This window comes from Mesorhizobium sp. CNPSo 4671, from assembly GCF_057784245.1.
Genome location: NZ_JBWLUW010000005.1, coordinates 186,533 through 210,246, shown reverse-complemented (window position 1 = coordinate 210,246; position 23,714 = coordinate 186,533). Strand labels below are relative to the sequence as shown.

20 protein-coding genes are annotated in these 23,714 nt (G+C 64.0%); 12 read left to right on the top strand and 8 right to left on the bottom strand.

Annotated elements, in window-relative coordinates; all coding sequences use genetic code 11:
• Nucleotide 1 precedes the first annotated feature (1 nt).
• A complete protein-coding gene (pgi, locus tag AC04SF_RS16935) occupies nucleotides 2-1,645 on the bottom strand; it encodes a glucose-6-phosphate isomerase (protein WP_488478770.1) in 1,644 nt (547 codons plus the stop codon).
• Between the two features lie 304 nt (nucleotides 1,646-1,949).
• Here pgi and pdxR point away from each other — a divergent pair, with 304 nt between their 5' ends.
• Entirely contained in the window at nucleotides 1,950-3,443 is a 1,494-nt protein-coding gene (pdxR, locus tag AC04SF_RS16930; protein ID WP_095200991.1) for a MocR-like pyridoxine biosynthesis transcription factor PdxR, read from the top strand.
• Nucleotides 3,444-3,634: 191 nt separating this feature from the next.
• Nucleotides 3,635-5,224 carry a trimethylamine methyltransferase family protein gene (locus AC04SF_RS16925; protein ID WP_488478769.1) on the top strand — a complete coding sequence of 530 codons (1,590 nt, stop codon included), beginning with the start codon at nucleotides 3,635-3,637 and terminating at the stop codon, nucleotides 5,222-5,224.
• A gap of 12 nt (nucleotides 5,225-5,236) precedes the next feature.
• Here AC04SF_RS16925 and AC04SF_RS16920 read toward each other — a convergent pair whose 3' ends face one another.
• The 4 genes from AC04SF_RS16920 to AC04SF_RS16905 form a co-directional block, all read right to left on the bottom strand.
• Nucleotides 5,237-5,635 (bottom strand): hypothetical protein, encoded by a 399-nt coding sequence (locus AC04SF_RS16920; protein WP_488478768.1) that lies wholly within the window; start codon nucleotides 5,633-5,635, stop codon nucleotides 5,237-5,239.
• Nucleotides 5,636-5,754: 119 nt separating this feature from the next.
• On the bottom strand, nucleotides 5,755-7,143 hold the full coding sequence (gene chrA, locus AC04SF_RS16915) for a chromate efflux transporter (RefSeq protein WP_488478767.1): 1,389 nt from the start codon (nucleotides 7,141-7,143) through the stop codon (nucleotides 5,755-5,757).
• A complete protein-coding gene (locus AC04SF_RS16910; RefSeq protein ID WP_488478766.1) occupies nucleotides 7,140-7,958 on the bottom strand; it encodes a chromate resistance protein ChrB domain-containing protein in 819 nt (272 codons plus the stop codon). Before AC04SF_RS16910 ends, chrA begins: the two co-directional genes overlap by 4 nt.
• 310 nt (nucleotides 7,959-8,268) lie before the next feature.
• Complete coding sequence (locus AC04SF_RS16905) at nucleotides 8,269-10,074, bottom strand: IlvD/Edd family dehydratase (protein ID WP_488478765.1); 1,806 nt, start codon at nucleotides 10,072-10,074, stop codon at nucleotides 8,269-8,271.
• A 149-nt stretch (nucleotides 10,075-10,223) separates the two neighbouring features.
• Between AC04SF_RS16905 and AC04SF_RS16900 the strand changes: the two genes are divergently transcribed.
• A complete protein-coding gene (locus tag AC04SF_RS16900) occupies nucleotides 10,224-10,673 on the top strand; it encodes an SRPBCC family protein (protein ID WP_488478764.1) in 450 nt (149 codons plus the stop codon).
• Between the two features lie 18 nt (nucleotides 10,674-10,691).
• Here AC04SF_RS16900 and AC04SF_RS16895 read toward each other — a convergent pair whose 3' ends face one another.
• A complete protein-coding gene (locus tag AC04SF_RS16895) occupies nucleotides 10,692-11,864 on the bottom strand; it encodes an Mrp/NBP35 family ATP-binding protein (RefSeq protein ID WP_488478763.1) in 1,173 nt (390 codons plus the stop codon).
• A 218-nt stretch (nucleotides 11,865-12,082) separates the two neighbouring features.
• Here AC04SF_RS16895 and AC04SF_RS16890 point away from each other — a divergent pair, with 218 nt between their 5' ends.
• Nucleotides 12,083-12,460 (top strand): VOC family protein, encoded by a 378-nt coding sequence (locus tag AC04SF_RS16890; RefSeq protein ID WP_096453181.1) that lies wholly within the window; start codon nucleotides 12,083-12,085, stop codon nucleotides 12,458-12,460.
• Nucleotides 12,461-12,476: 16 nt separating this feature from the next.
• Here AC04SF_RS16890 and AC04SF_RS16885 read toward each other — a convergent pair whose 3' ends face one another.
• On the bottom strand, nucleotides 12,477-13,481 hold the full coding sequence (locus tag AC04SF_RS16885) for an inorganic phosphate transporter (RefSeq protein ID WP_096453180.1): 1,005 nt from the start codon (nucleotides 13,479-13,481) through the stop codon (nucleotides 12,477-12,479).
• 3 nt (nucleotides 13,482-13,484) lie between these two features.
• Entirely contained in the window at nucleotides 13,485-14,126 is a 642-nt protein-coding gene (locus tag AC04SF_RS16880) for a DUF47 family protein (RefSeq protein ID WP_488478762.1), read from the bottom strand.
• Nucleotides 14,127-14,295: 169 nt separating this feature from the next.
• Between AC04SF_RS16880 and AC04SF_RS16875 the strand changes: the two genes are divergently transcribed.
• The 8 genes from AC04SF_RS16875 to AC04SF_RS16840 all read left to right on the top strand — a co-directional run bounded on the left by AC04SF_RS16875 (nucleotide 14,296) and on the right by AC04SF_RS16840 (nucleotide 23,678).
• Nucleotides 14,296-15,195, top strand: coding sequence for a LysR family transcriptional regulator (locus AC04SF_RS16875; protein WP_488478761.1), 900 nt, complete (start codon nucleotides 14,296-14,298; stop codon nucleotides 15,193-15,195).
• 138 nt (nucleotides 15,196-15,333) lie between these two features.
• Entirely contained in the window at nucleotides 15,334-15,813 is a 480-nt protein-coding gene (locus tag AC04SF_RS16870; protein WP_488478760.1) for a formate dehydrogenase subunit gamma, read from the top strand.
• Nucleotides 15,810-17,366 (top strand): formate dehydrogenase beta subunit, encoded by a 1,557-nt coding sequence (locus AC04SF_RS16865; protein ID WP_096453176.1) that lies wholly within the window; start codon nucleotides 15,810-15,812, stop codon nucleotides 17,364-17,366. Before AC04SF_RS16870 ends, AC04SF_RS16865 begins: the two co-directional genes overlap by 4 nt.
• A 10-nt stretch (nucleotides 17,367-17,376) precedes the next feature.
• The gene (gene fdhF / locus AC04SF_RS16860; RefSeq protein WP_488478759.1) at nucleotides 17,377-20,289 is read left to right on the top strand and encodes a formate dehydrogenase subunit alpha; all 2,913 of its coding nucleotides are present in this window, start codon (nucleotides 17,377-17,379) and stop codon (nucleotides 20,287-20,289) included.
• A 2-nt stretch (nucleotides 20,290-20,291) separates the two neighbouring features.
• Nucleotides 20,292-21,122 carry a formate dehydrogenase accessory sulfurtransferase FdhD gene (gene fdhD, locus AC04SF_RS16855; protein WP_096453174.1) on the top strand — a complete coding sequence of 277 codons (831 nt, stop codon included), beginning with the start codon at nucleotides 20,292-20,294 and terminating at the stop codon, nucleotides 21,120-21,122.
• A complete protein-coding gene (locus AC04SF_RS16850; RefSeq protein WP_096453173.1) occupies nucleotides 21,112-21,420 on the top strand; it encodes a formate dehydrogenase subunit delta in 309 nt (102 codons plus the stop codon). Before fdhD ends, AC04SF_RS16850 begins: the two co-directional genes overlap by 11 nt.
• A gap of 116 nt (nucleotides 21,421-21,536) precedes the next feature.
• Nucleotides 21,537-23,090, top strand: a complete 1,554-nt coding sequence (locus AC04SF_RS16845; RefSeq protein WP_488478758.1) for an alpha/beta fold hydrolase — start codon at nucleotides 21,537-21,539, stop codon at nucleotides 23,088-23,090.
• 108 nt (nucleotides 23,091-23,198) lie between these two features.
• On the top strand, nucleotides 23,199-23,678 hold the full coding sequence (locus tag AC04SF_RS16840) for a carboxymuconolactone decarboxylase family protein (protein WP_488478757.1): 480 nt from the start codon (nucleotides 23,199-23,201) through the stop codon (nucleotides 23,676-23,678).
• Nucleotides 23,679-23,714 lie beyond the last annotated feature (36 nt).

The window sequence follows — 23,714 nt, the reverse complement described above, 5'->3', positions numbered from 1 at the left end:
GTTACTCCGAACCACGCAATTGGTGGATGCGTTCCACAAGGCCCCTGGTCGAGGCGTCCCGGTTTGCGGCGCTTTCCTTGCCTTCCACGACAGGCAGCAGGCCGGTCGCCAGTTCCTTACCGAGCTCGACGCCCCACTGGTCGAAGGAATTGATGTTGAACAGCGTGCCCTCGACGAAGACGCGGTGCTCGTAGAGAGCGATCAGCCGGCCGAAAGTGTGCGGGTCGAGCTTGCGATAGAGGATGGTCACCGAAGGCCGGTTGCCGGAGAAGACACGATGCGGCGCTATTTTGTCGACATCGGCCGGCTTCATGCCCTTGGCCAGCATCTGCGCGCGCGCCTCGTCCAGCGTGCGGCCCTTCATCAGGGCTTCCGACTGCGCCAGGCAATTGGAGAGCAGCAAATCATGCTGATGCTTGAGCTCCGGCTCGTGGCCGACGGCCGCGGCGAGAAATTCGACCGGGATGAAGTCGGTGCCCTGGTGCAGAAGCTGGAAGAAGGCGTGCTGGCCATTGGTGCCCGGCTCGCCCCAGACCAGCGGCCCGGTCGGCGTCGCCACCGGTGTGCCGTCAAGGGTGACGCCCTTGCCGTTCGATTCCATGTCGAGTTGCTGCAGATAGGCGGGCAGCCGGGACAGGCGCTGGTCATAGGGGATGACGGCGCGGGCCGGGTAGCCGCAGATCACGCGATGCCACCAGCCGACCAGCCCGAGCAGCGCCGGCAGGTTGTTGGCGAGCGGCGCGGTGCGGAAATGCTCGTCCATTTCGTGGGCGCCATCGAGGAATGCGCGGAAATTCCTCGGGCCGATAGCGATCATGACGGGCAGGCCGATGGCGCCCCAGACCGAATAGCGGCCGCCGACCCAATCCCAGAAGCCGAAGACGCGATCGGATTCGATGCCGAACTTGGCCACCAGGTCGAGCGCCGTCGAAACGGCGGCGAAATGCTTGCCGACCGCTTCCTTGCCCAGCGCCTTCTGCACCCAGTCGCGCGCCGTCTGCGCATTGGTCATCGTCTCGACCGTGGTGAAGGTCTTGGAGGCGATGATGAACAGCGTGGTCTCGGCCGACAGGCCTTTCAACGTGTCATGGATATGGGCGCCGTCGATGTTGGAGACATAGTGCGCGCGCGGTCCGTCATGATAGGGGGCGAGCGCCAGCGTCGCCATGGCCGGGCCGAGGTCGGAGCCGCCAATGCCGATGTTGACGATGTCGGTGATCTTCTTGCCGGTGGCACCGGCCGCTTTGCCGGAGCGGATGGCATCGGCGAAGGCGCCCATCGCGTCGAGCACGGAAAGAACATCCGCCTTGACGTCCTGGCCATCGACCGTGACGCCCTTGCCGCTGAGATTGCGCAGCGCCGTGTGCAGCACGGCGCGGTCTTCAGTGATGTTGATCTTCTTGCCGGCGAACATGGCGGCGCGGCGGCCTTCGAGATCGGCGGCGCCGGCGAGCTTTTCCAGCAAGTCCATGGTGGTTGCGTCGACGGCGCATTTCGACCAGTCAAGCAAGAGGTCGCCGTCGCTGGCGGAGAATGTCTGGAACCGCTGCGGATCGGCGGCGAAGGCCTGGCGCATGCTGGCAGGTGCCGCAGCGCGATGATCGCGCAAGGCGGCAAGCTGTTTCTGGAAGGCTGACTTATCCACTGGCGGGGGGCTCCTGGCGTTTTTCGACGTACTTTATCAGACCGGATGTTTCCGGCGCGTGTCGTCGCGACAAACCTAGTGAGCCGAATTCCGTGCGGTCAATACGCGGCGATGCCGCATCGCATCACGATGCGATGACACAATGTGTCACTGCGGGCGGCCACAGAGCCCGATTTTTGGCTGAAGGATCACTGGCATAAATCCCAACGATCAGAAAAATTGATTGGCGCAACCCCTTGTGCCACCCATACACTCGACTGGTCCAGCCAAATGAAAATGGCTGGCCATCCGAGGAAGATTTCCCATGCCACAGCGCAACGACACGGCCATATGGTCCGGCCTGTTCCGGATTTCGGCCGAATCCGGCCAAACCCTGCAGGCGCAGATCCGCCAAGCCATCGTGGCCGCCATTCTCGACCGCCAGATCGCCGCTTCGATGCCGCTTCCCTCCTGCCGCATCCTGGCCGAAAAACTCGGCGTCGCACGCGGGACGGTGGTGCTGGCCTTCCAGCAGCTCGTCGACCAGGGTTTCCTGGTGGCGCGCGAGCGGCGCGGCCATTTCGTCAATCCGGACGTGCTGGCGACGCCGGCCAAGCCGCACCAGAAGGCGCCCGACCAGGCCAACGAGATCGACTGGAAGGCGCGACGGCAGATCGCCGCCAGCGACATGCCGCCGCCAGCCAAGCACGAGAACTGGATCAAGTCGTCCTACCCCTTCGTCTACGGCCAGTTCGATCCGGCGCTGTTCCCGACCGCTGAATGGCGCGAGTGCAACCGCATGGCGCTGGCCGTGCTCGAAATCCGCAACTGGGCGTCCGACATGGTCGACCGCGACGATCCGCTCTTGATCGAACAGATCCAGGCGCGGCTCTTGCCCCGGCGCGGCATCTTCGCCAATCCCGACGAGATCATCGTCACGCTGGGCGCCCAGAACGCGCTCTACATGCTGGCTTCGCTGTTGATGACCAAGGGCTCGAAGGTGGCGATGGAGGATCCTGGCTATCCTGACGCTCGCTCGATCTTCCGGCTTGCGGGCGCCGAGATCCAGCCGGTTCCGGTCGACCAGTCCGGCATCGTAACCTCTTCTATCCCCAATGATTCCGGCTTCGTCTTCGTCACGCCCAGCCATCATTGCCCGACCATGGTGCCTTTGTCGGCGGAGCGGCGGCAGGATCTTCTGGCGCGCGCCAACCGGCACAACCAGATCATCATCGAGGACGGCTATGACAGCCAGCTTCTCGACGAGGCGCCGCAGCAGGCGCTGAAGAGCCTCGATCGCTCCGGTCGCGTCGTCTATGTCGGCTCGATGTCGAAGACGCTGGCTCCCGGCCTGCGGCTTGGCTACATCGTCGCCTCGGCTGGGCTGATATCGGAGCTCAGGGCGCTGCGCCGTTTCATGCTGCGCCATCCGCCGGCCAACAACCAGCGCGCCGTCGCACTCTTCCTGTCGCTCGGCCATCACGAGGCCCTGGTGCGGCGGCTGTCGAGCGCCTTCGACGAGCGGCGCAAGCGCCTGGTCCATGCGATTTCCGCTTTCCTGCCGGAATGGCGCTCGACCGACTCGGCCGGCGGCACGTCGCTCTGGCTCGAAGGGCCGCGCGGTACCGATTCCCGCGGTTTGGCCGAGGCCGCCGCCTCGCGCAGCGTCATCATCGAGCCGGGCGACCGCTTCTTCGACCGCACCGAAAAGCCTTCGCGTTTCATGCGGTTGGGCATTTCGTCGATCGCGCTGCAGCATATCGAGCCCGGCATCCGCGAACTCGCCACCGCGGCCGGCCGCAGGCCGGCGGCTGCCTGAACCACTCGCCCTATCCCTGACCGGAGCCGCATGAGTGCGGCTCCGTAATCTTTAGCTCTGGCATATGCAACCAGACCGGCTGGCTCATAGTCTGTGCCAATGCCGGCGGCATAGTCGTGGCACAAAGGGGAAGAAACAGCCGATGGTGGACCAACCGCCGCCCTGTTTCCGAGAAAAGGTGGAGTGTCTCCATGTCAGTGGCTCTTGAAAAGCAAGAAGCGGCGGCGGATCAGCGCTCGCGCCGTTCCGGTGGACGCGAAGCGCGCCGTGCGATGCGGGCAGCGCCGCTCGCCGACGACATCAGGCCGGTGCGCGCGGGCCTCGAGGGCGGCAGCTACGGACCGTTGCGCGGGAACGATCAGGAGCGCATCCACGGGGCGGTGCTGACGCTGCTGGAGACCGTCGGCTTCGCCAATGCCATCCCCTCCTGCATAGACGCCCTGACCAAGGCCGGCGCCACCTATGGCGATGACGGCCGCATCCGTTTCCCGCGCGCGCTGGTGCTCGACACGATCAAAAAAGCGGCACGGAATTTCACCTTGCACGGCCAGGACCCGAAACACGACATGGTGATCCAGGGCAAGCGCGTGCATTACGGCACGGCGGGTGCCGCGGTCCATCTGGTCGATGTCGAGAAGCGCGAATACCGCGAATCGCTGCTGCAGGACATCTATGACGCCGCCCGCATCGTCGACGGGCTCGACAACATCCATTTCTTCCAGCGGCCGATGGTGCCGCGCGACATTCCCGATCCGCTCGAAATGGACTTCAACACGCTCTATGCCTGCGTGATGGGCACGTCCAAGCATGTCGGCACCTCGTTCACGGTGCGCGAGAACGTGCAGCCGGCGCTGGAAATGCTCTACGCCATTGCCGGCGGAGAGGAGAATTTCCGCGCCCGGCCGTTCGTGTCGAACTCCAACTGCTTCGTCGTGCCGCCGATGAAATTCGCCGAGGACGCCTGCGGCGTGCTCGAGGCGTGTGTCGAGGGCGGCATCCCGATCCTGCTTTTGTCGGCCGGCCAGGCCGGCGCGACCGCACCGGCGGCGATCGCCGGCGCGGTGGTGCAGGCCGTGGCCGAAGTGCTGGCCGGTCTGGTCTATGTCAACGCCATCAAGCCGGGGCATCCGGCGATCTTCGGCACCTGGCCGTTCGTATCGGATCTGCGGACCGGCGCCATGTCGGGCGGCTCGGCCGAGCAGGCGGTGTTGACCGCGGCCTGCGCGCAGATGGCGCAATTCTACGATCTGCCGGGCGGCTCGGCCGCCGGCATGACGGATTCGAAATTGCCCGACATCCAGTCCGGCTACGAAAAGGGCATCACCGATGTCATGGCCGGCCTTGCCGGCCTCAACCTGGTCTATGAGTCGGCCGGCATGCATGCCTCGCTGCTCGGCTTCTGCCTGGAAAGCCTGATCATCGACAATGACATGCTCGGCCACTGCCTGCGCTGCGTGCGAGGCATCGAGGTGACCGACGAGGCACTGTCGATCGACACCATCGCCGAGGTCTGCCTGAACGGCCCGGGCCACTATCTCGGCAACGAACAGACGCTGCGGCTGATGCAGACGGAGTATTTTTATCCTGCCGTCGGCGACCGGTTTTCGCCGAAGGAATGGAACGAGAAGGGCCGGCCCGATATATTGCAGCGCGCGATCATCGAGAAGAAGCGCATCCTGGCCGAACGCTTCCCGCGCCATGTCGCAAAACTTCTCGACGACAAGTTGCGCGCCCGCTTCGGCGACATGATCAAGCTGCCGCGCGCCAATATGGGCGGATAAGCTCGTTTCCGGTCAGTCCGTACCGAGCCCATAACGCTCGACGACTTCGGCATTGATCAGCTTGGCGTGTAGCGCCATCAGCACGATTTGCGCGTCGAAACTGTCGCCGGCCTCGACAGCGGCCTCGATCCGGCGCTCGACGTCCTGCCGCTGCTGCAAGCCATGCGCGCTTTCGAAAGTTTCCGGTCCGGCAATGCAATAGCTGAACAGCCGCGCCACGTCCGGATAGGCCTGTGGCGGCGGTTCGTCGGGCCAGCGATCCTTCATCAGATTGACGAGGGTGAGTTTCACGCCCTCAGGCACCAGGGCGGGATGCAGGTCGGCGCCGCGCAAGGCGGTATCAAGCTGCCTCAGATCGCCCGAGCGGCCGAACATGCCAAGGAAACCGAGGGAAGAGCGTCGTTGCGCCATGATGGTCCAATCCGTTTCCAACCACTTAAGTGGTCGGAAAGCGGAATACAAAGGCGGGCGGTCTTTGTTTTTATGCATGTCGTTCTCCCAAAACCGAGGTCACTTTTGGGCGACATGCATTAGCCACCCACCGCCAGAAGCAAGACACCGGCAAGCGCTGATCCGGCGAGCGTCGGCAGCATGCCGATCTTGAGCTTCAGGATGGCGATCATGGCGGCCAAGGAAAGCAGCGCAGCACGCCAGTCGATTGACGAAAGCACCGGCACATTCATGCCGAGGCTCAATGCGTGCACCTCGCGGAAAACCACGTGCAAGGCAAACCACAAAGCGAGATTCATGATGACGCCGACAACAGCGGCGGTGATCGCGCCGAGTGCCGCCGACAAGGCCCTGTTGCCGCGCAGGGCCTCGATATAGGGCGCGCCAAGGAATATCCAGAAGAAGCACGGCGTGAACGTCACCCACAGCGTCAGCAGCGCTCCAAGCGATCCGGCAAGCAATGGGTTCAATGACCCGGAGTGGCGGAACGCGGCGATGAAGCCGACAAACTGCAGCACCAGGATGAGCGGGCCGGGCGTGGTCTCGGCTAGTCCAAGCCCGTCGACCATTTCGCCGGGGGCGAGCCAGCCGAAGGACTGGACGGCCGCCTGCGCGACATAGGCAAGCACCGCATAGGCGCCGCCGAAGGTGACGACCGCCATCAGACTGAAGAACCGGCCGATCTCGGTCCACACACTGGCGCCGGTGAACCACCAGATGACGAGAACCGGTCCGAGCCAGATCGGTAGCCAGATGGCGATCGTGCGCGGCGCATGCCATCTGGTCGGCTTGACATGGGCCAGTTCGCCGCGCTCGAACATCAGGTCGACCGCGCCCTTGATGTCGACAACGTCGCCCTTGCCATGCGCGGAGCCGGAAAACAGGCCGGGAACAATGCGGTCTCCCAGCCATCCTGTCAGGCCGGCGAGCAGGATGATGAGCGGAAACGGCACATTCAACGCATAGATGGCGATGAAAGCCGCGACCGCGATCAGCACCATGGCCCGGTTTTTCAAGGCGCGCCGTCCGATGCGGATCACCGCCTCGATGACGATGGCAAGCACCGCCGCCTTCACCCCGAGGAAAAGCGCCTCGACGAGCGGCATGTCGCCATAGAGCACGTAGAGGCTGCTCAGGATCAGGATGACGAGCGCGCCGGGCACAACGAACAGGATGCCGGCGACAAGGCCGCCGACCGTCCTGTGCAGCAGCCAGCCGATATAGATGGCGAGTTGCTGGGCTTCCGGGCCGGGCAGCAGCATGCAGTAATTCAACGCATGCAGGAAACGCTGTTCGCCGATCCAGCGCCGCTCCTCGACCAATTCCCTGTGCATCAGGGCGATCTGCCCGGCCGGCCCGCCGAAGCTGAGCAGTCCGATCTTCGCCCAGACCTTCACGGCTTCGGCAAAGGTCGGCGCAGCCGGCGCCTCGACGTTCCCCGCCTCATGTAGAGGCGCAACAGCGCTCATGACGGTTTCCCCGCGCTGGGCCAGTTGTGCGTTTCTTCGGTGGCGTCACGACACCAACGAAAGAACGCATCGTAGAGCAGCATGCCTGCTTCCAGTTGCTCCAGATCGTCGCGAAACATCCGTGACAAGCCAAGCGAGGCAGCCAGAAAGCCGGCGGCCTGGGGCACCAGATCGAGGTTTGCGGTGTCGGCCGCGCGCACGATCGCGGCTAGACGGTCGAGTGCGGTGGATTCCAACCCGAATTCCTCGATCATCGTATCGAAGGTGCAGCGTTCGCCGCGATGGCTCCAGAACACATTGTCGATGTCGAATGGCACGGCCTGAAAGCGGTCGGCAACAGCCAATACTTCAGCGGGTTCGACAAACAGGAACACCGCATGAGGGTCGACGAAACGCCGGATCAGCCAGGGGCAAGCGATGCGGTCAACCTTCGGGCGTGACCGTGTCACCCAGACGGTGCGGCCCTTTTCGTCGCGTGGCGGCAATTTGTCGGTGCGGATCAGAATCCCCCCGGCATCGCGCCAGGCCTCAAAGCCGCCTTCGAGGGATTCAGCGGGAATTCCCTCGTGCCGCAGCCAAGCGGCCACGCCTTGCGAGAGTTTTTGACCTCTCTGACAGACGACCGCCACCGGCTTGCCGGCGAAATCGGGTGCCCAGGTCGAAACGGTTTTGAAATCGCGCCGGACCGACGCCGGCAGCAGGCGCGGATCGGCGTCGAAATCCTCATCGACGCGGACATCGATGATGACAGGCGCACCCGGCAGACCGACGACACGGGACAGTTGCGATACGGTGATAGCTGTTGTTGACGGCATAGCGTCCACCTCCTGATAGAGAAGCTTGGACGCGAACGTTGGGCTGACGCCTCACGGGGTCGTCGCGATGCACCCCTTGCCATGATCGTGGATTTGTTGGGCGCGCTTGTCAAGGATCGTGACCGGAACGCGCCACCGCGAAAACGAAAAACGGCTGGCGGCCCGATTGCGCTGGGCCGTCAGCCGGTCGATCCAACATCAGTGATTGCCGCCAGGAATAATCGATGACTGCCCCTTGGAATAATCGGTGACTATCCCAGGAACAATCAGCGATTGTCTCCGGAGCAATCAGCGATTGTCTCCGGAGCAATCAGTGATTGTCCCTCGGCACGCCGCGGGTGTGCGCGACATCCTGGTATTTCACCGCCGGCTTCAGCACCATGCCCTGGTCGAACTGGTCGACCATACCGCGCTGGATTTCCTGCCATGGCGTCTGGTGCTGCGGATAATGGTAGCCGCCATTGCCCTGGAGTGCTGCGCGCCGCTTGGCGATCTCGTCGTCGCTGACCAGGATGTTGGCGGTGCCCTTGTTCAGGTCGATGCGGACGCGGTCGCCTGTCTTGAGCAGCGCCAGGCCGCCGCCTATTGCCGCTTCCGGCGAGGCGTTCAGGATCGACGGCGAGCCCGACGTGCCCGACTGGCGGCCATCGCCGATGCACGCCAGCGCATGGATGCCCTTCTTGATGAGGTAGGCCGGCGGCTGCATGTTGACGACCTCGGCGCCGCCGGGATAGCCGACCGGGCCGGCGCCGCGCATGAACAGGATGGTGTGCTCGTCGATGCCTTGCGCCGGATCGTCGATGCGGGCGTGGTAATCCTCCGGCCCGTCGAAGACCATGGCGTTGCCTTCGAACGCTTCCGGGTCCTTCGGGTTGGACAGATAGCGTTCGCGGAATTCCGGCGAGATGCCGCTCGTCTTCATGATCGCCGAATCGAACAGATTGCCGCTGAGGTTGATGAAGCCGGCATTGACCTTCAGCGGCTTGTCGACGCTGTGGATGACGTCGGCGTTTTCAACGACCGCCGCCTTGCAATTGTCGCCGATCGACTTGCCATTGGCGGTCAGGGCATCGGGATGCGGCAACAGCCCGCCCTTCATCAGTTCGGCCACCACCGCCGGCACGCCGCCGGCATGATGGTAATCCTCGCCGAGATATTCGCCCGTCGGCTGCAGATTGACGATGAGCGGCACTTTGAGGCCGATCTTCTGCCAGTCGTCATTGTCGAGCGGCACGCCGAGATGGCGGGCGATGGCGTTGAGATGGATCGGCGCGTTGGTGGAACCGCCGATCGCCGAATTGACGACGATGGCGTTTTCGAAGGCTTTGCGCGTCATGATGTCGGACGGCTTCAGATCCTCATGCACCATGTCGACGATGCGTTTTCCCGTCTCGTAGGCGATCTGGCCGCGCTCGCGGTAAGGCGCGGGGATGGCGGCCGAGCCCGGCAGTTGCATGCCGAGCGCCTCGGCCAGCGAATTCATCGTGGTGGCGGTGCCCATCGTGTTGCAGTAGCCGGTGGAGGGCGCCGAAGAGGCGACGATGTCCATGAACTCGTCATAGTCGATCTCGCCAGCCGACAGGCGCTGGCGCGATTCCCAGACGATGGTGCCGGAGCCGGTGCGCTTGCCCTTGTGCCAGCCATTGAGCATCGGACCGACCGACAGCGCGATGGCCGGGATGTTGACGGTGGCCGCGGCCATAAGCAGCGCCGGCGTCGTCTTGTCGCATCCGATGGTCAGCACGACGCCGTCGAGCGGATAGCCGTAGAGCACCTCGACGAGGCCGAGATAGGCAAGGTTGCGGTCAAGCGCCGCGGTCGGGCGCTTGCCGGTCTCCTGGATCGGATGGCAAGGGAATTCGAAGGGAATGCCGCCCATCGAGACGATGCCCTCGCGTACGCGCTTGGCGAGCTCGATATGGTGCCGGTTGCAAGGCGACAGATCCGAGCCTGTCTGGGCGATGCCGATCAGCGGCTTGCCCGACATCAGCTCGGCACGGGTCAGCCCGTAATTCAGGTAGCGCTCCAGATAGAGCGCGGTCATTCCCGGATTGTCTGGGTTGTCGAACCACTCCTGTGAGCGGAATTTTTTCTTCTTGGTGGGGGCGCCGGCCATCACGGTCTCCGTATTTGTATGACAAATCGATATGACAACGCGTCACTGCAAGCAAGGGGCACGCGCGTTCCTAACCCGCACTTTGGTGCGATAGACACAACTGCGCCCCTGCGCTAGGGCTTGAAACCATTCTTTCCGGGAGGTTCTTGATGGCTTTGGTGATCGAAGGCGAGGAACGCATTGCCGCACCCCTGCAAAAAGTCTGGGAAGCGCTAAACGATCCCGATGTGCTGAAGGCGACGATTCCCGGCTGCCAGAGTCTGGAGATGAAGTCGCCGACCGAGATGGCGGCGACCGTGGTGGTGAAGATCGGACCGATCAAGGCGACCTTCAACGGCGAAGTGACGCTGAAGAACCTCAAGCCGCCGCATTCCTACACCATCCAGGGCGAAGGCAAGGGCGGCATTGCCGGCTTTGCCAAGGGCGGCGCCGACGTCACGCTTACCGAGGATGGAGCGGATGCGACGGTGCTCAAATACGCGGCCAAGGCCGAGGTCGGCGGCAAGATCGCCCAGCTCGGCAGCCGGCTGATCGAATCGACTTCGAAGAAACTGGCCGGCCAGTTCTTTTCCAGCTTCGGCGAGAAGGTCGGCGGCTGACCCTCCCCCTCGGAAGGCTTACTCGAAGACGATGCTCGGCACCGCCGCTTCGGCCGCGCCGCGTTCTTCATTGACCCTGTCCCAGACCTTGGCGGCGATGTCGCGATAGGTTTTTGCCTCGGCGCTATCGGGCTTCGAGGCAACAACCGGCTCACCGGCATCCGAGCTTTCGCGGATGCCCATTTCCAGCGGCACTTCGCCGAGGAAGGTGACGCCGAGGCGTTCGGCTTCGCGGCGTGCGCCGCCATGGCCGAAAATGTCGTAGCGCTTGCCGGTGTCCGGGGCGATGAAATAGCTCATGTTCTCGACGATGCCGAGCAGCGGCACGTCGACCTTCTTGAACATGTTCAAACCCTTGCGAGCGTCGATCAGCGCCAGGTCCTGCGGCGTCGAGACGATGACGGCGCCGGCCAGTGGCACCTGCTGCGCCATGGTCAATTGCGCGTCGCCGGTGCCGGGGGGCATGTCGACGACGAGCACGTCGAGCCGGCCCCATTCGACCTCGCGCAGCATCTGCGTCAGCGCCGACATCACCATCGGCCCGCGCCAGATCATCGGCGTCTCCTCATCGACGAGGAAGCCCATCGACATCACCTTGAGGCCGTAATTCTCCATCGGTTTCAGGATCTTACCGTCGACCGTCTGCGGCCGGCCGTGAATGTTGAGCAGTTTCGGCATGGACGGGCCATAGATGTCGGCGTCGAGCACGCCGACCCGCAAGCCATTGGCGGCAAGGCCAAGCGCCAGATTGACGGCGGTGGTCGACTTGCCGACGCCGCCCTTGCCGGAAGCAACCGCGATGATCGCCTCGATGCCGGGCACGCCGCGCTTGCCCGAGCTGTGCGAGGCGGGGGCATGCGGCGCGGGGCGCGGGGCGGCGGTTGCAGGCGATGCCGGCCTGGGCGCGGGGCGCGCCGGCACCGGCGCTTCCATGCCGCCCCCCTTTTTCTCCGCCGTCAGCGCCACCACGGCGCCGGCAACGCCGGGGATCGCTTTGACGACACGCTCGGCGGCGGCACGCAGCGGCTCCATCTCCTGCGCCCTAGCGGCGGGAACCGTGATCGAGAAGAACACTTTCGAATCGGCGATGAAAATCTCGGAAACCATGCCGAGGTCGACGATGTTGCCGGTGAAGTCCGGCCCGTTGACCGTCTTCAGGCGCTCGGTGACGATTTCCTTGGTAACGGTCATGATCTTTCCTCGGCGTTTTGCGATCCAGATAGTGCAGTTTCCAGCGAGAACCAAGCCGTGACGCAAAGGCTTGTCCGGCGTGCCACGGAAAACGACCGATGCTGTCGGATTTTGCCGGGTGACGCTCCCGGTCGGATGGTTGCCGATGGCCAAACGGGCCGCCTGCCCTATTTCGGTTGCCTGAGCGAGGACACGACAATCCGGGAAGGAGACGGGTCATGCTCCAAAACAGCAACGCAACGGCCAATCTCGCCGTCAAGGACCTGGCAAGGGCAAAGGCCTTTTATGAGGGCACGCTAGGCCTCAAGCAGGTCGACGACATGGGCGGCGAGCTCATCGTCTACAAAAGCGGTGACACGCTCATCAATGTCTACCACTCGCAATTTGCCGGAACCAACAAGGCGACGGCACTGACCTGGACGGTTGGCGACCAGATCGGCGATGTCGTCAAATCGCTGAAATCAAAGGGCGTGGCCTTCGAACATTATGAGATGCCCGGCCTGACGCTTGAGGGCGACGTCCATGTCGGCGACGGCATGAAGGTCGCATGGTTCAAGGACCCCGACGGCAACATCCTGAATCTAGTCGACAAATAGGCTTCGGCGCTGCGCGTCAGCCTGCCAGGTTTGTGACGAAATAGGTGAGAGCCGAAATCGCCGCCGTCGCCGGCAAGGTGACGATCCAGGCGATGACGATGTTGCCGGCAATGCCCCAGCGCACCGCCGAGACGCGGCGGGCGGCGCCGACGCCGATGATGGCGCCGGTGATCGTATGCGTGGTCGATACGGGAACGCCAAGCCAGGTGGCGGCGAACAGTGTGATTGCGCCGCCGGTTTCGGCGCAGAAGCCCTGCATCGGATTGAGCCTGGTGATCTTCGAACCCATTGTGTGGACGATCCGCCAGCCGCCGAACAGCGTGCCGAGCGCCAGCGCCGACTGGCAGGTCAGGACGACCCACAGCGGCACGTAGAATTTTTCGCCGAGCATGCCTTGCGAATAGAGCAGCACGGCGATGATGCCCATGGTCTTCTGCGCATCGTTGCCGCCATGGCCAAGCGAATAGAGCGAGGCGGAAAAGAACTGCAGGACGCGAAAGGTGCTGTCGACGGCGAACGGCGTCTGGCGCACGAACAGCCACGAAACCACCAGGATCAGCACGAGTGCCAAGACAAAACCGGTCGCCGGCGAGAGCACGATCGCGGCGACCGTCTTGCCAAGTCCCGACCAGACGATGGCGCCGATGCCTCCCTTTGCAACGCCGGCGCCGACCAGCCCGCCGATCAGCGCGTGAGAACTGCTCGAGGGAATGCCGGCGATCCAGGTGACGATGTTCCAGACGATGGCGCCGACGAGGGCCGAGAAGATGACCGCCGGCGTGACGATGCTGACGTCGACGATGCCTTTCCCCACGGTCTCAGCGACATGCAGGCCGAAGAACATGAAGGCAATGAAGTTGAAGAAGGCCGCCCACAGCACTGCATATTGCGGCCTGAGTACGCGTGTCGAGACGATGGTGGCGATGGAATTTGCCGCATCGTGCAGGCCATTGAGAAAATCGAAGAACAGCGCGACGGCGACGAGGCCGGCCAGCAGGGGGAAAGCGATCGCGACGTCCATCGCCTAGACGTTCTCGATGACGATGCCGCTGATCTCGTTGGCGACGTCCTCGAAACGGTCGACCACCTTCTCCAGCTGGCCATAGATCTCGCTGCCGATCAGATAAGCCATCGCGTCACCGCGACCATGGCGCCTGAACAAATCCTTCAGGCCCTGCTCGTGCAAATCGTCGGCCCGGCCTTCGGCACGCATCACCTCCTCGGCAAGGGCGTTGAGGCGTGCGCTGTTAGCGCCGACCTTGGCGAGCAGCGGGATCGCTTCCGCGACCAAACGGGCGGCGTCGACGATGACGGCGCCCATTTCCTGCATCAGCGGGTCGAACTCCCGCTTCTCGAATAGCCTCACCGTCTTGACGGTCTTGTGCATCATGTCGATGGCGTCATCCATCGACTGGATCAGATCCTTGATGTCGCCGCGATCGAAAGGCGTGATGAAGGAGCGCCGCACGGCAAGCAGGACTTCCGCCGTGATATGATCAGCCTCGTCCTCGAGATCGACGATCTTCTCGCACCAGCGATCGATGTCCTTGCCCTGAAGCAGCTGCTGCAGCGCCTCCGCGCCGCCGACCACCGTACGGGAATGCCGCTCGAACAATTCGAAGAAACGATCTTCGCGTGGCAGCAGCTTGCGGAACCAGCCCAGCATGTCAGTCTCCCATCGCGCCCTGTTCACGACCGTTTCATTGACATAGCGCCGCCTGACGCCGCGGGAAACAGTAAGCCGGCTGAAAGATGTGGATGCGGAACGATTACGCACAGCGCTTGCGGCAAGGAAGAATTTCCCCGAGTCTGCGCATGACGACCGGAAGGATGGCATGATCGACAAACTCGAATTCTTCATCGCACTGGCCAAGGAAGAGCATTTCGGCCGGGCAGCGGAAGTGTGCGGCGTCACCCAGCCGACACTGTCGGCCGGCATCAAGCAGCTGGAGGGGCAGCTTGGCGTCATGCTGGTCAATCGCGGGTCGCGGTTCCAGGGGCTGACGCCGGAAGGCAAGCAGGTGCTGGTCTGGGCGCGCCGCATCGTCGGCGATTCAAGGACCATGCGCGAGGAGATGCGGGCGGCGCGCCACGGTCTTTCCGGCCGCATCCGCATTGCCGCCATTCCGACGGCACTTGCCATGGTGGCGCGGCTGACGACGCCGTTTCGCGAAAAGCACCCGGGCGTCACCTTTTCGGTTCTGTCGCGCACCTCGATCGAAGTCTTGTCGCTGCTCGGCAATTTCGACATCGACGCCGGCATCACCTATCTCGACAACGAACCGCTCGGGCGGGTGACCAGCGTGCCGCTTTACGATGAGCGCTATCAGCTGATCACGGCGGTCGGAAACCCCTATTCCGACCGCGACAAAGTGACATGGGCCGAGATCAGCCGGTTGCCGCTCTGCCTGCTGACGCCGGACATGCAGAACCGTCGCATCATCGACCAGCATCTGGCCGAGGCCGGGGTGCAGGTGCGGCCGACGCTCGAATCCAACTCGATGATCGTGCTGTTCTCGCATATCCACACCGGCAAATGGTCGTCGATCATGCCGCTCAACCTCGCGGAAACGTTCGGCTTTTCCGAGCCGATCCGAGCCATTCCGATCGTCGAGCCGGATGCCAGCCACACGGTCGGCCTGGTGGCCGCGCCGCGCGAGCCGCACACGCCGCTGGTGCAGGCGCTGCTGGACGAGGCGATGGCGCTGGCAGACGATTTCCGCGCCCACCGCTAGGATAGAGAATGGCGGCTGACAGTGCTTGATAGAAGATTTCTATCAAGCAACGGATCAGCTTTATTGATTTCGCGGGTTTCCTCTGTTTTTGTAACGACTTAGCGCTAGAACGCTACCACCGACCAGGGAGGGCGCTGCATGACGATGCAGCCTGCAAGTACCGAGATCGCATCGCGCACGGCGGCGATTATCCAAGAGCTGAAGGGCCTCGAAGGCCCGTTGCTGCCGATCCTGCACGAGATCCAGGAAGAATTCGGCCATGTACCGCAGGCAGCGCTGCCGGTCATCGCCGATGGGCTGAATCTCTCCAGGGCCGAGGTGCACGGTGTCGTCACCTTCTACCATGATTTCCGTGCCCGGCCGGCCGGGCGGCATGTGCTCAAGCTCTGCCAGGCGGAAGCCTGCCAGTCGATGGGCTCGGATGCCGTCGCTACCAAGATCAAACAGTTGCTGGGCATCGGTTTCCACGAGACCGCCAGCGACGGATCGGTTACACTCGAGCCGGTCTATTGCCTCGGGCTTTGCGCCTGTTCGCCGTCGGCGATGCTCGACGGCAAGGTGATCGGGCGGCTCGATGACGACAAGATCGACGAGATCCTTGCCGAGGTGCGCTCATGATCCCCCGCATCTACATTCCCGGCGATTCCGGCGCGCTGGCGCTCGGTGCCGAAAAGGTCGCCAAGGCGATCGCCAAGGAACTCGCCGAGCGTGGCATCGAGGCCAAGATCGTGCGCAACGGCTCGCGCGGCGCCTATTTCCTCGAGCCGATGGTCGAAGTGGCGACCGAAAAGGGCCGCGTCGCCTACGGGCCGGTGAAGTCGTCCGACGTCAAGAGCCTGTTCGACAGCGGTTTCCTCACCGGCGGCCATCACAAGCGCTGGCTCGGCGCGCCAGACAAAATCCCATTCCTGGCCAAACAGACCCGGCTGACCTTCGCCCGCTGCGGCATCAACGATCCGCTGTCGCTCGACGCCTACAAGTCGCTCGGCGGGCTGAAGGGCCTGCAGAACGCGGTTGCCATGGCCCCGGCCGACATTGTCAAGCAGGTGACAGACTCAGGCCTGCGCGGCCGCGGCGGCGCCGGCTTCCCGACCGGCATCAAGTGGAAGACGGTGCTGGATACGACATCCGAGCGCAAATACATCGTCTGCAACGCCGACGAAGGCGACAGCGCGACTTTCGCCGACCGCATGATCATGGAAGGCGACCCCTTCGTGCTGATCGAAGGCATGGCGATCGCCGGCATCGCCACCGGCGCGACCAAGGGTTTTGTCTATATCCGCTCGGAATATCCACATGCGGTGGCGACAATGAACAAGGCCGTCGAAATCGCTCGCAAGTCCGGTGTGCTCGGCGTCAATGTGCTGGGCTCGCCGAACGCCTTCGACATGGAAATCCGCGTCGGCGCCGGCGCCTATGTCTGCGGCGAGGAAACCTCGCTTCTGAACAGCCTGGAAGGCAAGCGCGGCGTGGTGCGCGCCAAGCCGCCGCTACCGGCCATCCAGGGCCTGTTCGGCAAACCGACGGTGATCAACAACGTGATCAGCCTGGCCTCCGTGCCCATCATCATGGACAAGGGCGCCGCCTTCTACAAGGATTTCGGCATGGGCCGCTCGCGCGGCACGATCCCGATCCAGATCGCCGGCAATGTCAGGAATGGCGGTTTGTTCGAGACCGCTTTCGGCCTGACGCTGGGCGAAATCGTCGATGACATCGGTGGCGGCACGGCCACTGGCCGTCCGGTGAAGGCAGTGCAGGTCGGCGGACCGCTCGGCGCCTATTTCCCGCGCGCTCTGTTCGACACGCCGTTCGACTACGAGGAATTCGCCAAGCGCGACGGGCTGATCGGCCATGCCGGCATCACCGTGTTCGACGACACGGCCGATATGCTGAAGCAGGCGCGCTTCGCCATGGAATTCTGCGCCATCGAAAGCTGCGGCAAGTGCACGCCCTGCCGCATCGGCTCGACGCGCGGCGTCGAGACCATCGACAGGCTTGCCGCCGGCATCGAGCCGGAAAAGAACCTCGCTCTGGTCACGGATCTCTGCAACACGATGAAGTTCGGTTCGCTGTGCGCGCTGGGCGGCTTCACGCCCTACCCGGTGATGAGTTCGATCACGCATTTCCCCGAAGATTTCAAGCCCGCGCCGGCGCGCGTGGCTGCTGAGTAGGAGCTGGCAGATGAACATCAAGGCCGACTTCCCATCGCTGGTCGAAGAGATCGACTACGGAACCCCGGAGTCGCGAGCGCAAAAGCAGGTCACGCTGAACGTCGACGGCCGCAGCATCACGGTGCCGGAAGGCACCTCGATCATGCGCGCGGCGATGGAAGGCGGTGTCGAGATCCCGAAACTCTGCGCCACCGACATGCTGGACTCCTTCGGCTCGTGCCGCGTCTGCCTGGTCGAGATCGAAGGCCGTGGCGGCACGCCGGCCTCCTGTACGACGCCGGTCGGCGAAGGCATGGTGGTGCGCACGCAGTCCGACCGGCTCGACGCGATCCGCCGCGGCGTCATGGAGCTTTACGTCTCCGATCATCCGACCGGCTGGAACGAGAAGGCCGGCACCGGCGCCAGCGAATTCGACACGGTGGCGAAATCAGTCGGCCTGACCGAGAACCGCTACGGCGTCGAGGGCCGCAACCACGTCAAGCAGGAAGACGGCGTCGCGCCCGGCCATGGCTCGCTGGCGGTCGACTACATCGCCCGCGATGAATCCAACCCCTATTTCACCTATGATCCGGCGCAGTGCATCGTCTGCTCGCGCTGCGTGCGGGCGTGCGAGGAGGTACAGGGCACCTTCGCGCTGACCATAGAGGGCCGCGGTTTCGAATCGCGCATGGTCGCCGGCATGCATGAGGATTTCATCGCTTCCGAATGCGTGTCCTGCGGCGCCTGTGTGCAGGCTTGCCCGACCGATGCGCTGCGCGAGAAGACGGTGCTCGAAAAGGGCATGCCGGAACGCTCGGCCGTCACCACCTGCGCCTATTGCGGCGTCGGCTGCTCGTTCAAGGCCGAGGTGAAGGACGACGAAGTCATCCGTATGATGCCCTACAAGGACGGCAAGGCGAACCACGGCCATAGCTGCGTCAAGGGCCGTTTCGCCTATGGCTACGCCACCCACAAGGACCGCATCCTGTCGCCGATGATCCGCGAGAAGATTTCCGACCCGTGGCGCGAGGTGAGCTGGGAAGAGGCGATCGCCCATACGGCCAAGGAATTCCGCCGGATCCAATATCAGTACGGCCGCACCTCGATCGGTGGCATCACCTCCTCGCGCTGCACGAACGAAGAGACCTATCTCGTCCAGAAGCTGGTGCGGCAGGGTTTCCGCAACAACAATGTCGACACCTGCGCCCGCGTCTGCCATTCGCCGACCGGTTACGGGCTCGGCCAGACCTACGGCACCTCGGCCGGCACGCAGGATTTCGATTCCGTCGAATTCACTGACGTCGCCGTCGTCATCGGCGCCAATCCGGTTTCGGCGCACCCAGTGTTCGCTTCGCGGCTGAAGAAGCGGCTGCGCCAGGGCGCCAAGCTGATCGTGCTCGATCCGCGCCGCACGGAGATGGTCAAGTCGGCGCATGTCGAGGCCGATTATCACCTGCCGCTGAAGCCCGGCACCAACGTGGCGGTGCTGACGTCGCTGGCGCATGTCATCGTCACCGAAGGGCTTTTCAACGAAGCCTTCGTCCGCGAACGCTGCGACTGGACGGAGTTCCAGGACTGGGCCTCGTTCGTCGCCTTGCCGGAAAACAGCCCCGAGACCGTCGGCAAGCTTTCCGGCGTCGACCCGGAGCTGATCCGGGGTGCCGCGCGGCTCTACGCCAAGGGCGGCAATGGCGCGATCTATTACGGCCTCGGCGTCACCGAGCACAGCCAGGGCTCGACCACGGTGATGGCGATCGCCAACCTCGCCATGGCCACCGGCAATATCGGCCGCCCGGGCGTCGGCGTGAACCCGTTGCGCGGCCAGAACAACGTGCAGGGCTCGTGCGACATGGGCTCCTTCCCGCATGAGTTGCCTGGATATCGTCACATCTCCGGCGAAGCCGTGCGCGACATCTATGAGAGCCTGTGGGGCGTAAAGCTGGACGATGAACCCGGCCTGCGCATTCCCAACATGCTCGATGCCGCCGTCGACGGCTCCTTCAAGGGCATCTACATCCAGGGCGAGGACATATTGCAGTCCGATCCCGACACCAAGCATGTTGCCGGCGGTCTCGCGGCCATGGAATGCGTCGTCGTCCACGATCTCTTCCTCAACGAGACGGCGAACTACGCGCATGTCTTCCTGCCGGGTTCGACCTTCCTGGAAAAGGACGGCACTTTCACCAATGCCGAGCGCCGCATCAACATGGTGCGCAAGGTGCTGGAACCGAAGGCGCGCTATGCCGACTGGGAGGCGACGCAGGAGCTTGCCCGCGCCATCGGGCTCGACTGGAACTACACGCATCCGTCGCAGATCATGGACGAGATCGCCCAGACGACGCCGAGCTTCGCCAATGTCTCCTTCGATCTGCTCGACCGGGTGGGATCGGTGCAGTGGCCCTGCAACGAGAAGGCCCCGCTCGGCACGCCGATCATGCACATTGACGGCTTCGTGCGCGGCAAGGGCAAGTTCATCCGCACCGAATATGTGGCGACGGACGAGAGGACCGGGCCGCGCTTCCCGCTGCTTTTGACCACAGGCCGCATCCTCAGTCAGTACAATGTCGGCGCGCAGACGCGGCGCACCGACAACGTCATGTGGCACTCGGAAGACCGGCTGGAGATCCACCCGCACGATGCCGAGAATCGCGGCCTGCGCGACGGCGACTGGGTGCGGCTTACCAGCCGCTCCGGCGAGACGACGCTGCGGGCGCTCATCACCGACCGAGTGTCGCCGGGCGTGGTCTACACCACCTTCCACCATCCGGACACGCAGGCCAACGTCATCACCACCGACTTCTCGGACTGGGCGACCAACTGTCCGGAGTACAAGGTGACGGCGGTGCAGGTCGGCGCCTCCAATGGCCCGTCGGACTGGCAGCGCGAGTATGATGAGCAGGCCAGGAACAGCCGCCGCATCGCCTCGCTGCAGGCAGCGGAGTAGCCGTGGCCGCGCGCCGCAAAGCAACGACCGAGATATCGCGGCTGGCGCATCGCGCCAGCGGTACGGCTGCCGCCAATCGCATGGTGCCGGAGGAGACGCCGGTGGCGTTCTCCTTCGCCGGCACAACCCATGCGGTGATGATGGCGAGCCCGGCCGATTTCGAGGATTTCGCGCTCGGCTTCTCGTTGACAGAAGGCATCATCTCTTCCCCTGAAGAGATCGAGGCGATCGAGGTCGAGGATCATGGCGCCGGCATCGACATCCAGATCCGGCTGAGAGATCAGGCCAATACACGGTTCGAAGCGCGGCGGCGCAGGCTCGCCGGGCCGGTCGGCTGCGGGCTGTGCGGCATTGAATCCATCGAGGAAGCGATGCGCTCGGTCGATGCGGTTGGTGCGTCAAAACTTACGCTTGGTGCCGACGACATCGTGCGCTCCGTCAAGCTGTTGTCGAAGGTGCAGCCGCTGCATCAGGAGACCGGGGCCGTGCATGCCGCCGGCTTCTACATTCCCGGCAAGGGCGTCGTCATGGCGCGCGAGGATGTCGGCCGCCACAATGCGTTGGACAAGCTGGCCGGCGCATTGGCCAAAGCAGGCATCGACGGCGCGTCGGGCGCCGTCGTGGTGACGTCGCGCGTGTCGGTCGAAATGGTGCAGAAGACGGCGGCGATCGGCTCGGCCTTCATCATTGCCGTCTCGGCGCCGACCGCGCTTGCCATCCGCACCGCCGACGAGGCCGGCATGACACTGGTGGCGCTGGTGCGCGGCGAAGATTTCGATGTTTTCACCCACCCCGACCGGGTGGTTTTGGGAGTTGCCCAGCATGTCGCATGACGAAGACCACATCACGAGCACCAGCGAAAAGCTGGTGCGTATGGCCAACCAGATCGCGGCCTTCTTCCATTCCAAGTCGCGCGAGGAAGGGATTGCCGGCGTCGCCGAGCATATCAACAAGTTCTGGGAACCCCGGATGCGGCGGCAGTTCTTCGAACTGCTGGACAGCGGTGAAGGCTTCGACGAACTCGTCGTGGCTGCGTCGGCCAGGATCAAGCGGCCGATCACACCAGCCGAGGCCGATCTCAAGCTCGGGCTCAAGCCCTCCCCGGCAGACGTCGCCGCGTCGCAGAAGTAGCCGCGAGCCGCCACGCGGGCCAATATTCCTTTCCGCTAAAGTTTGATCTGCCGCTATCGACGCGGCTCTGCTATGGTCGACGATCAGAAATCGTCAGGCCGGGCGGAAGAAACCTCGTGAGGCCGATCGAGACCCGATATGCCCGCAGTGGCGAGGTGCGGATCGCCTATCAGGTGGTCGGCCAGGGTTCGCTTGATCTCGTCTTCGTCCCGGGCTTCATTTCCAATCTCGACCTGCATTGGGAGGACGAGGGCTATACAAGGCTCTTGAGGCGACTGTCGGCATTCTCGCGGCTGATCCTGTTCGACAAGCGCGGCACCGGTCTTTCAGACCGTGTCGATGCCCATCATCTGCCGAGCCTCGAAACCCGCATGGACGATGTGCGCGCGGTGATGGATGCGGCCGGCAGCGGCCGGGCCGCATTGCTCGGCGCTTCCGAGGGCGCGCCGATGGCGATGCTGTTCGCCGCCACCTATCCGGAGCGGACGCGGGCGCTGGTGCTCTATGGCGGCTATGCGCATTTCCACAAATGGGTGATGTCGCCGGAACGCCTCGATGCCTTCATCGCTACGGCCGAAACGGCCTGGGGCACCGGCGCGACCTTGCCGAATTTTGCACCGGGCCGAGTGGACGATACCCACTTTTCAACATGGTGGGGACGTTTCGAACGCCTGTCGGCAAGCCCGACCGCGGCAGCCGCGCTTGCCCGCATGAATGCCGGGATCGACGTGCGAGACATCCTCGGCGCGATCAGCGCGCCGACACTGCTGATCCATCGCCGCAACGATGTTCGCGTCGATCCCGAGGCCAGCCGCTTCCTGGCGAAGAAGATCCCGAATGCACGGCTGGTCGAGATCGCCGGGCGCGACCATCCGGTCTGGACCGGCGATGTCGACCGCGTTGCCGATCTGATCGAGGAATTTCTTACCGGCCAGCCGGCGGTGGCGGACACGGAGCGTGTGCTTGCCGCATTGCTGGTGACGCGCATCTCCGACACGGCCAAGCTTGGCGACCGCATGTGGCTCGAGCGCAGTCAGCGTTTTCAGGAGAGCTGGCGGCTGCTGGTCGGGCGCCATGGCGGGCGCGCGGTGGGCATGCATGGCGAATTGATGATCTCGCGCTTCGACGGGCCGGCGCGCGCCGTACGCTGCGCGGCGACGCTGCGCGAGGCGGCGCAGCAGATCGGCGTGGCGAGTGCGCAAGGGGTCCATGTCGGCGAGATCGAAGCGCGCGGCCCGCCGGTCGGACTGACGGCGCGCGTGGCGATGCAGTTGGCGAACCATGCCGGGCGTGGCGACATTCTGGCTTCCCGGCTGGTTGCCGATCTGGCGGTGGGGTCCGGCCTGCATTTCGTCGACGCCGGCCGCGTCAGCCTCGGCGAACTGGACGAGCCATTGCCGGTGGTGCATGCGACATCGGAGCAGCATCTGGAACCGGCCTGCCGTTCGAAGTCCAGGCCAACGGAACCCGCCGTGTTGACGGCACGGGAAAGCGAGGTGGTGAACCTGATCGCCGATGGCAAAAGCAATGCCGCGATCGCCGCCGAACTCAGGCTGAGCGAGCACACGGTCAAACGTCACGTCGCCAACATACTGCTCAAGCTCGACCTGCCATCGCGAGCGGCAGCAGCGGCATTTTCCGCCAGGCACGCTGGCCCAGACGGGCCATGAGAGCCATGGCGCTTTCGGGCGAAGCGGGCACGCCGATGTAAGCGCTATCAATTCCCCCATGCAGGCCAGGCGGATGCCGCCGGGAAGGCCCTGCGAACGGAGGATGAAATGCTCAAGTCAAAACTGAATGTCAGATCATTCGTGATCGCGGCAGGCATTGGCGCGCTGTTCACGATCTCTCCCGCAAAGGCCGAGGATGCATCGGCGACAGCCGCCTACAAGGACATCCAGGCGACACTCGGCTCGGTGCCGGATATGTTCAAGACGCTGCCTGACGCCGCCGTCGCCGGCGCCTGGGGCGAGATCAAGGGGGTGCAGCTCAACCCCAAGACCGCGCTCGACGGCAAGACCAAGGAGCTGATAGGCCTTGCGGTCGCCGCGCAGATCCCCTGCCAGTACTGCATCTATTTCCACACCGAGGCGGCCAAGCTCAACGGCGCCAGCGAGGAGGAGATCAAGGAGACGATCGCGATGGCGGCGATCGTGCGCCATTGGTCGACGATGCTTAACGGCAGTCAGGTCGATCTCGCGACTTTCAAGAAGCAGACCGACGACGTCTTCGCGGCCGTCAAGGCGAAGTCGCAGTGAACGATACTGCCCGTCGATAAGCGCCGGGCAGATTTG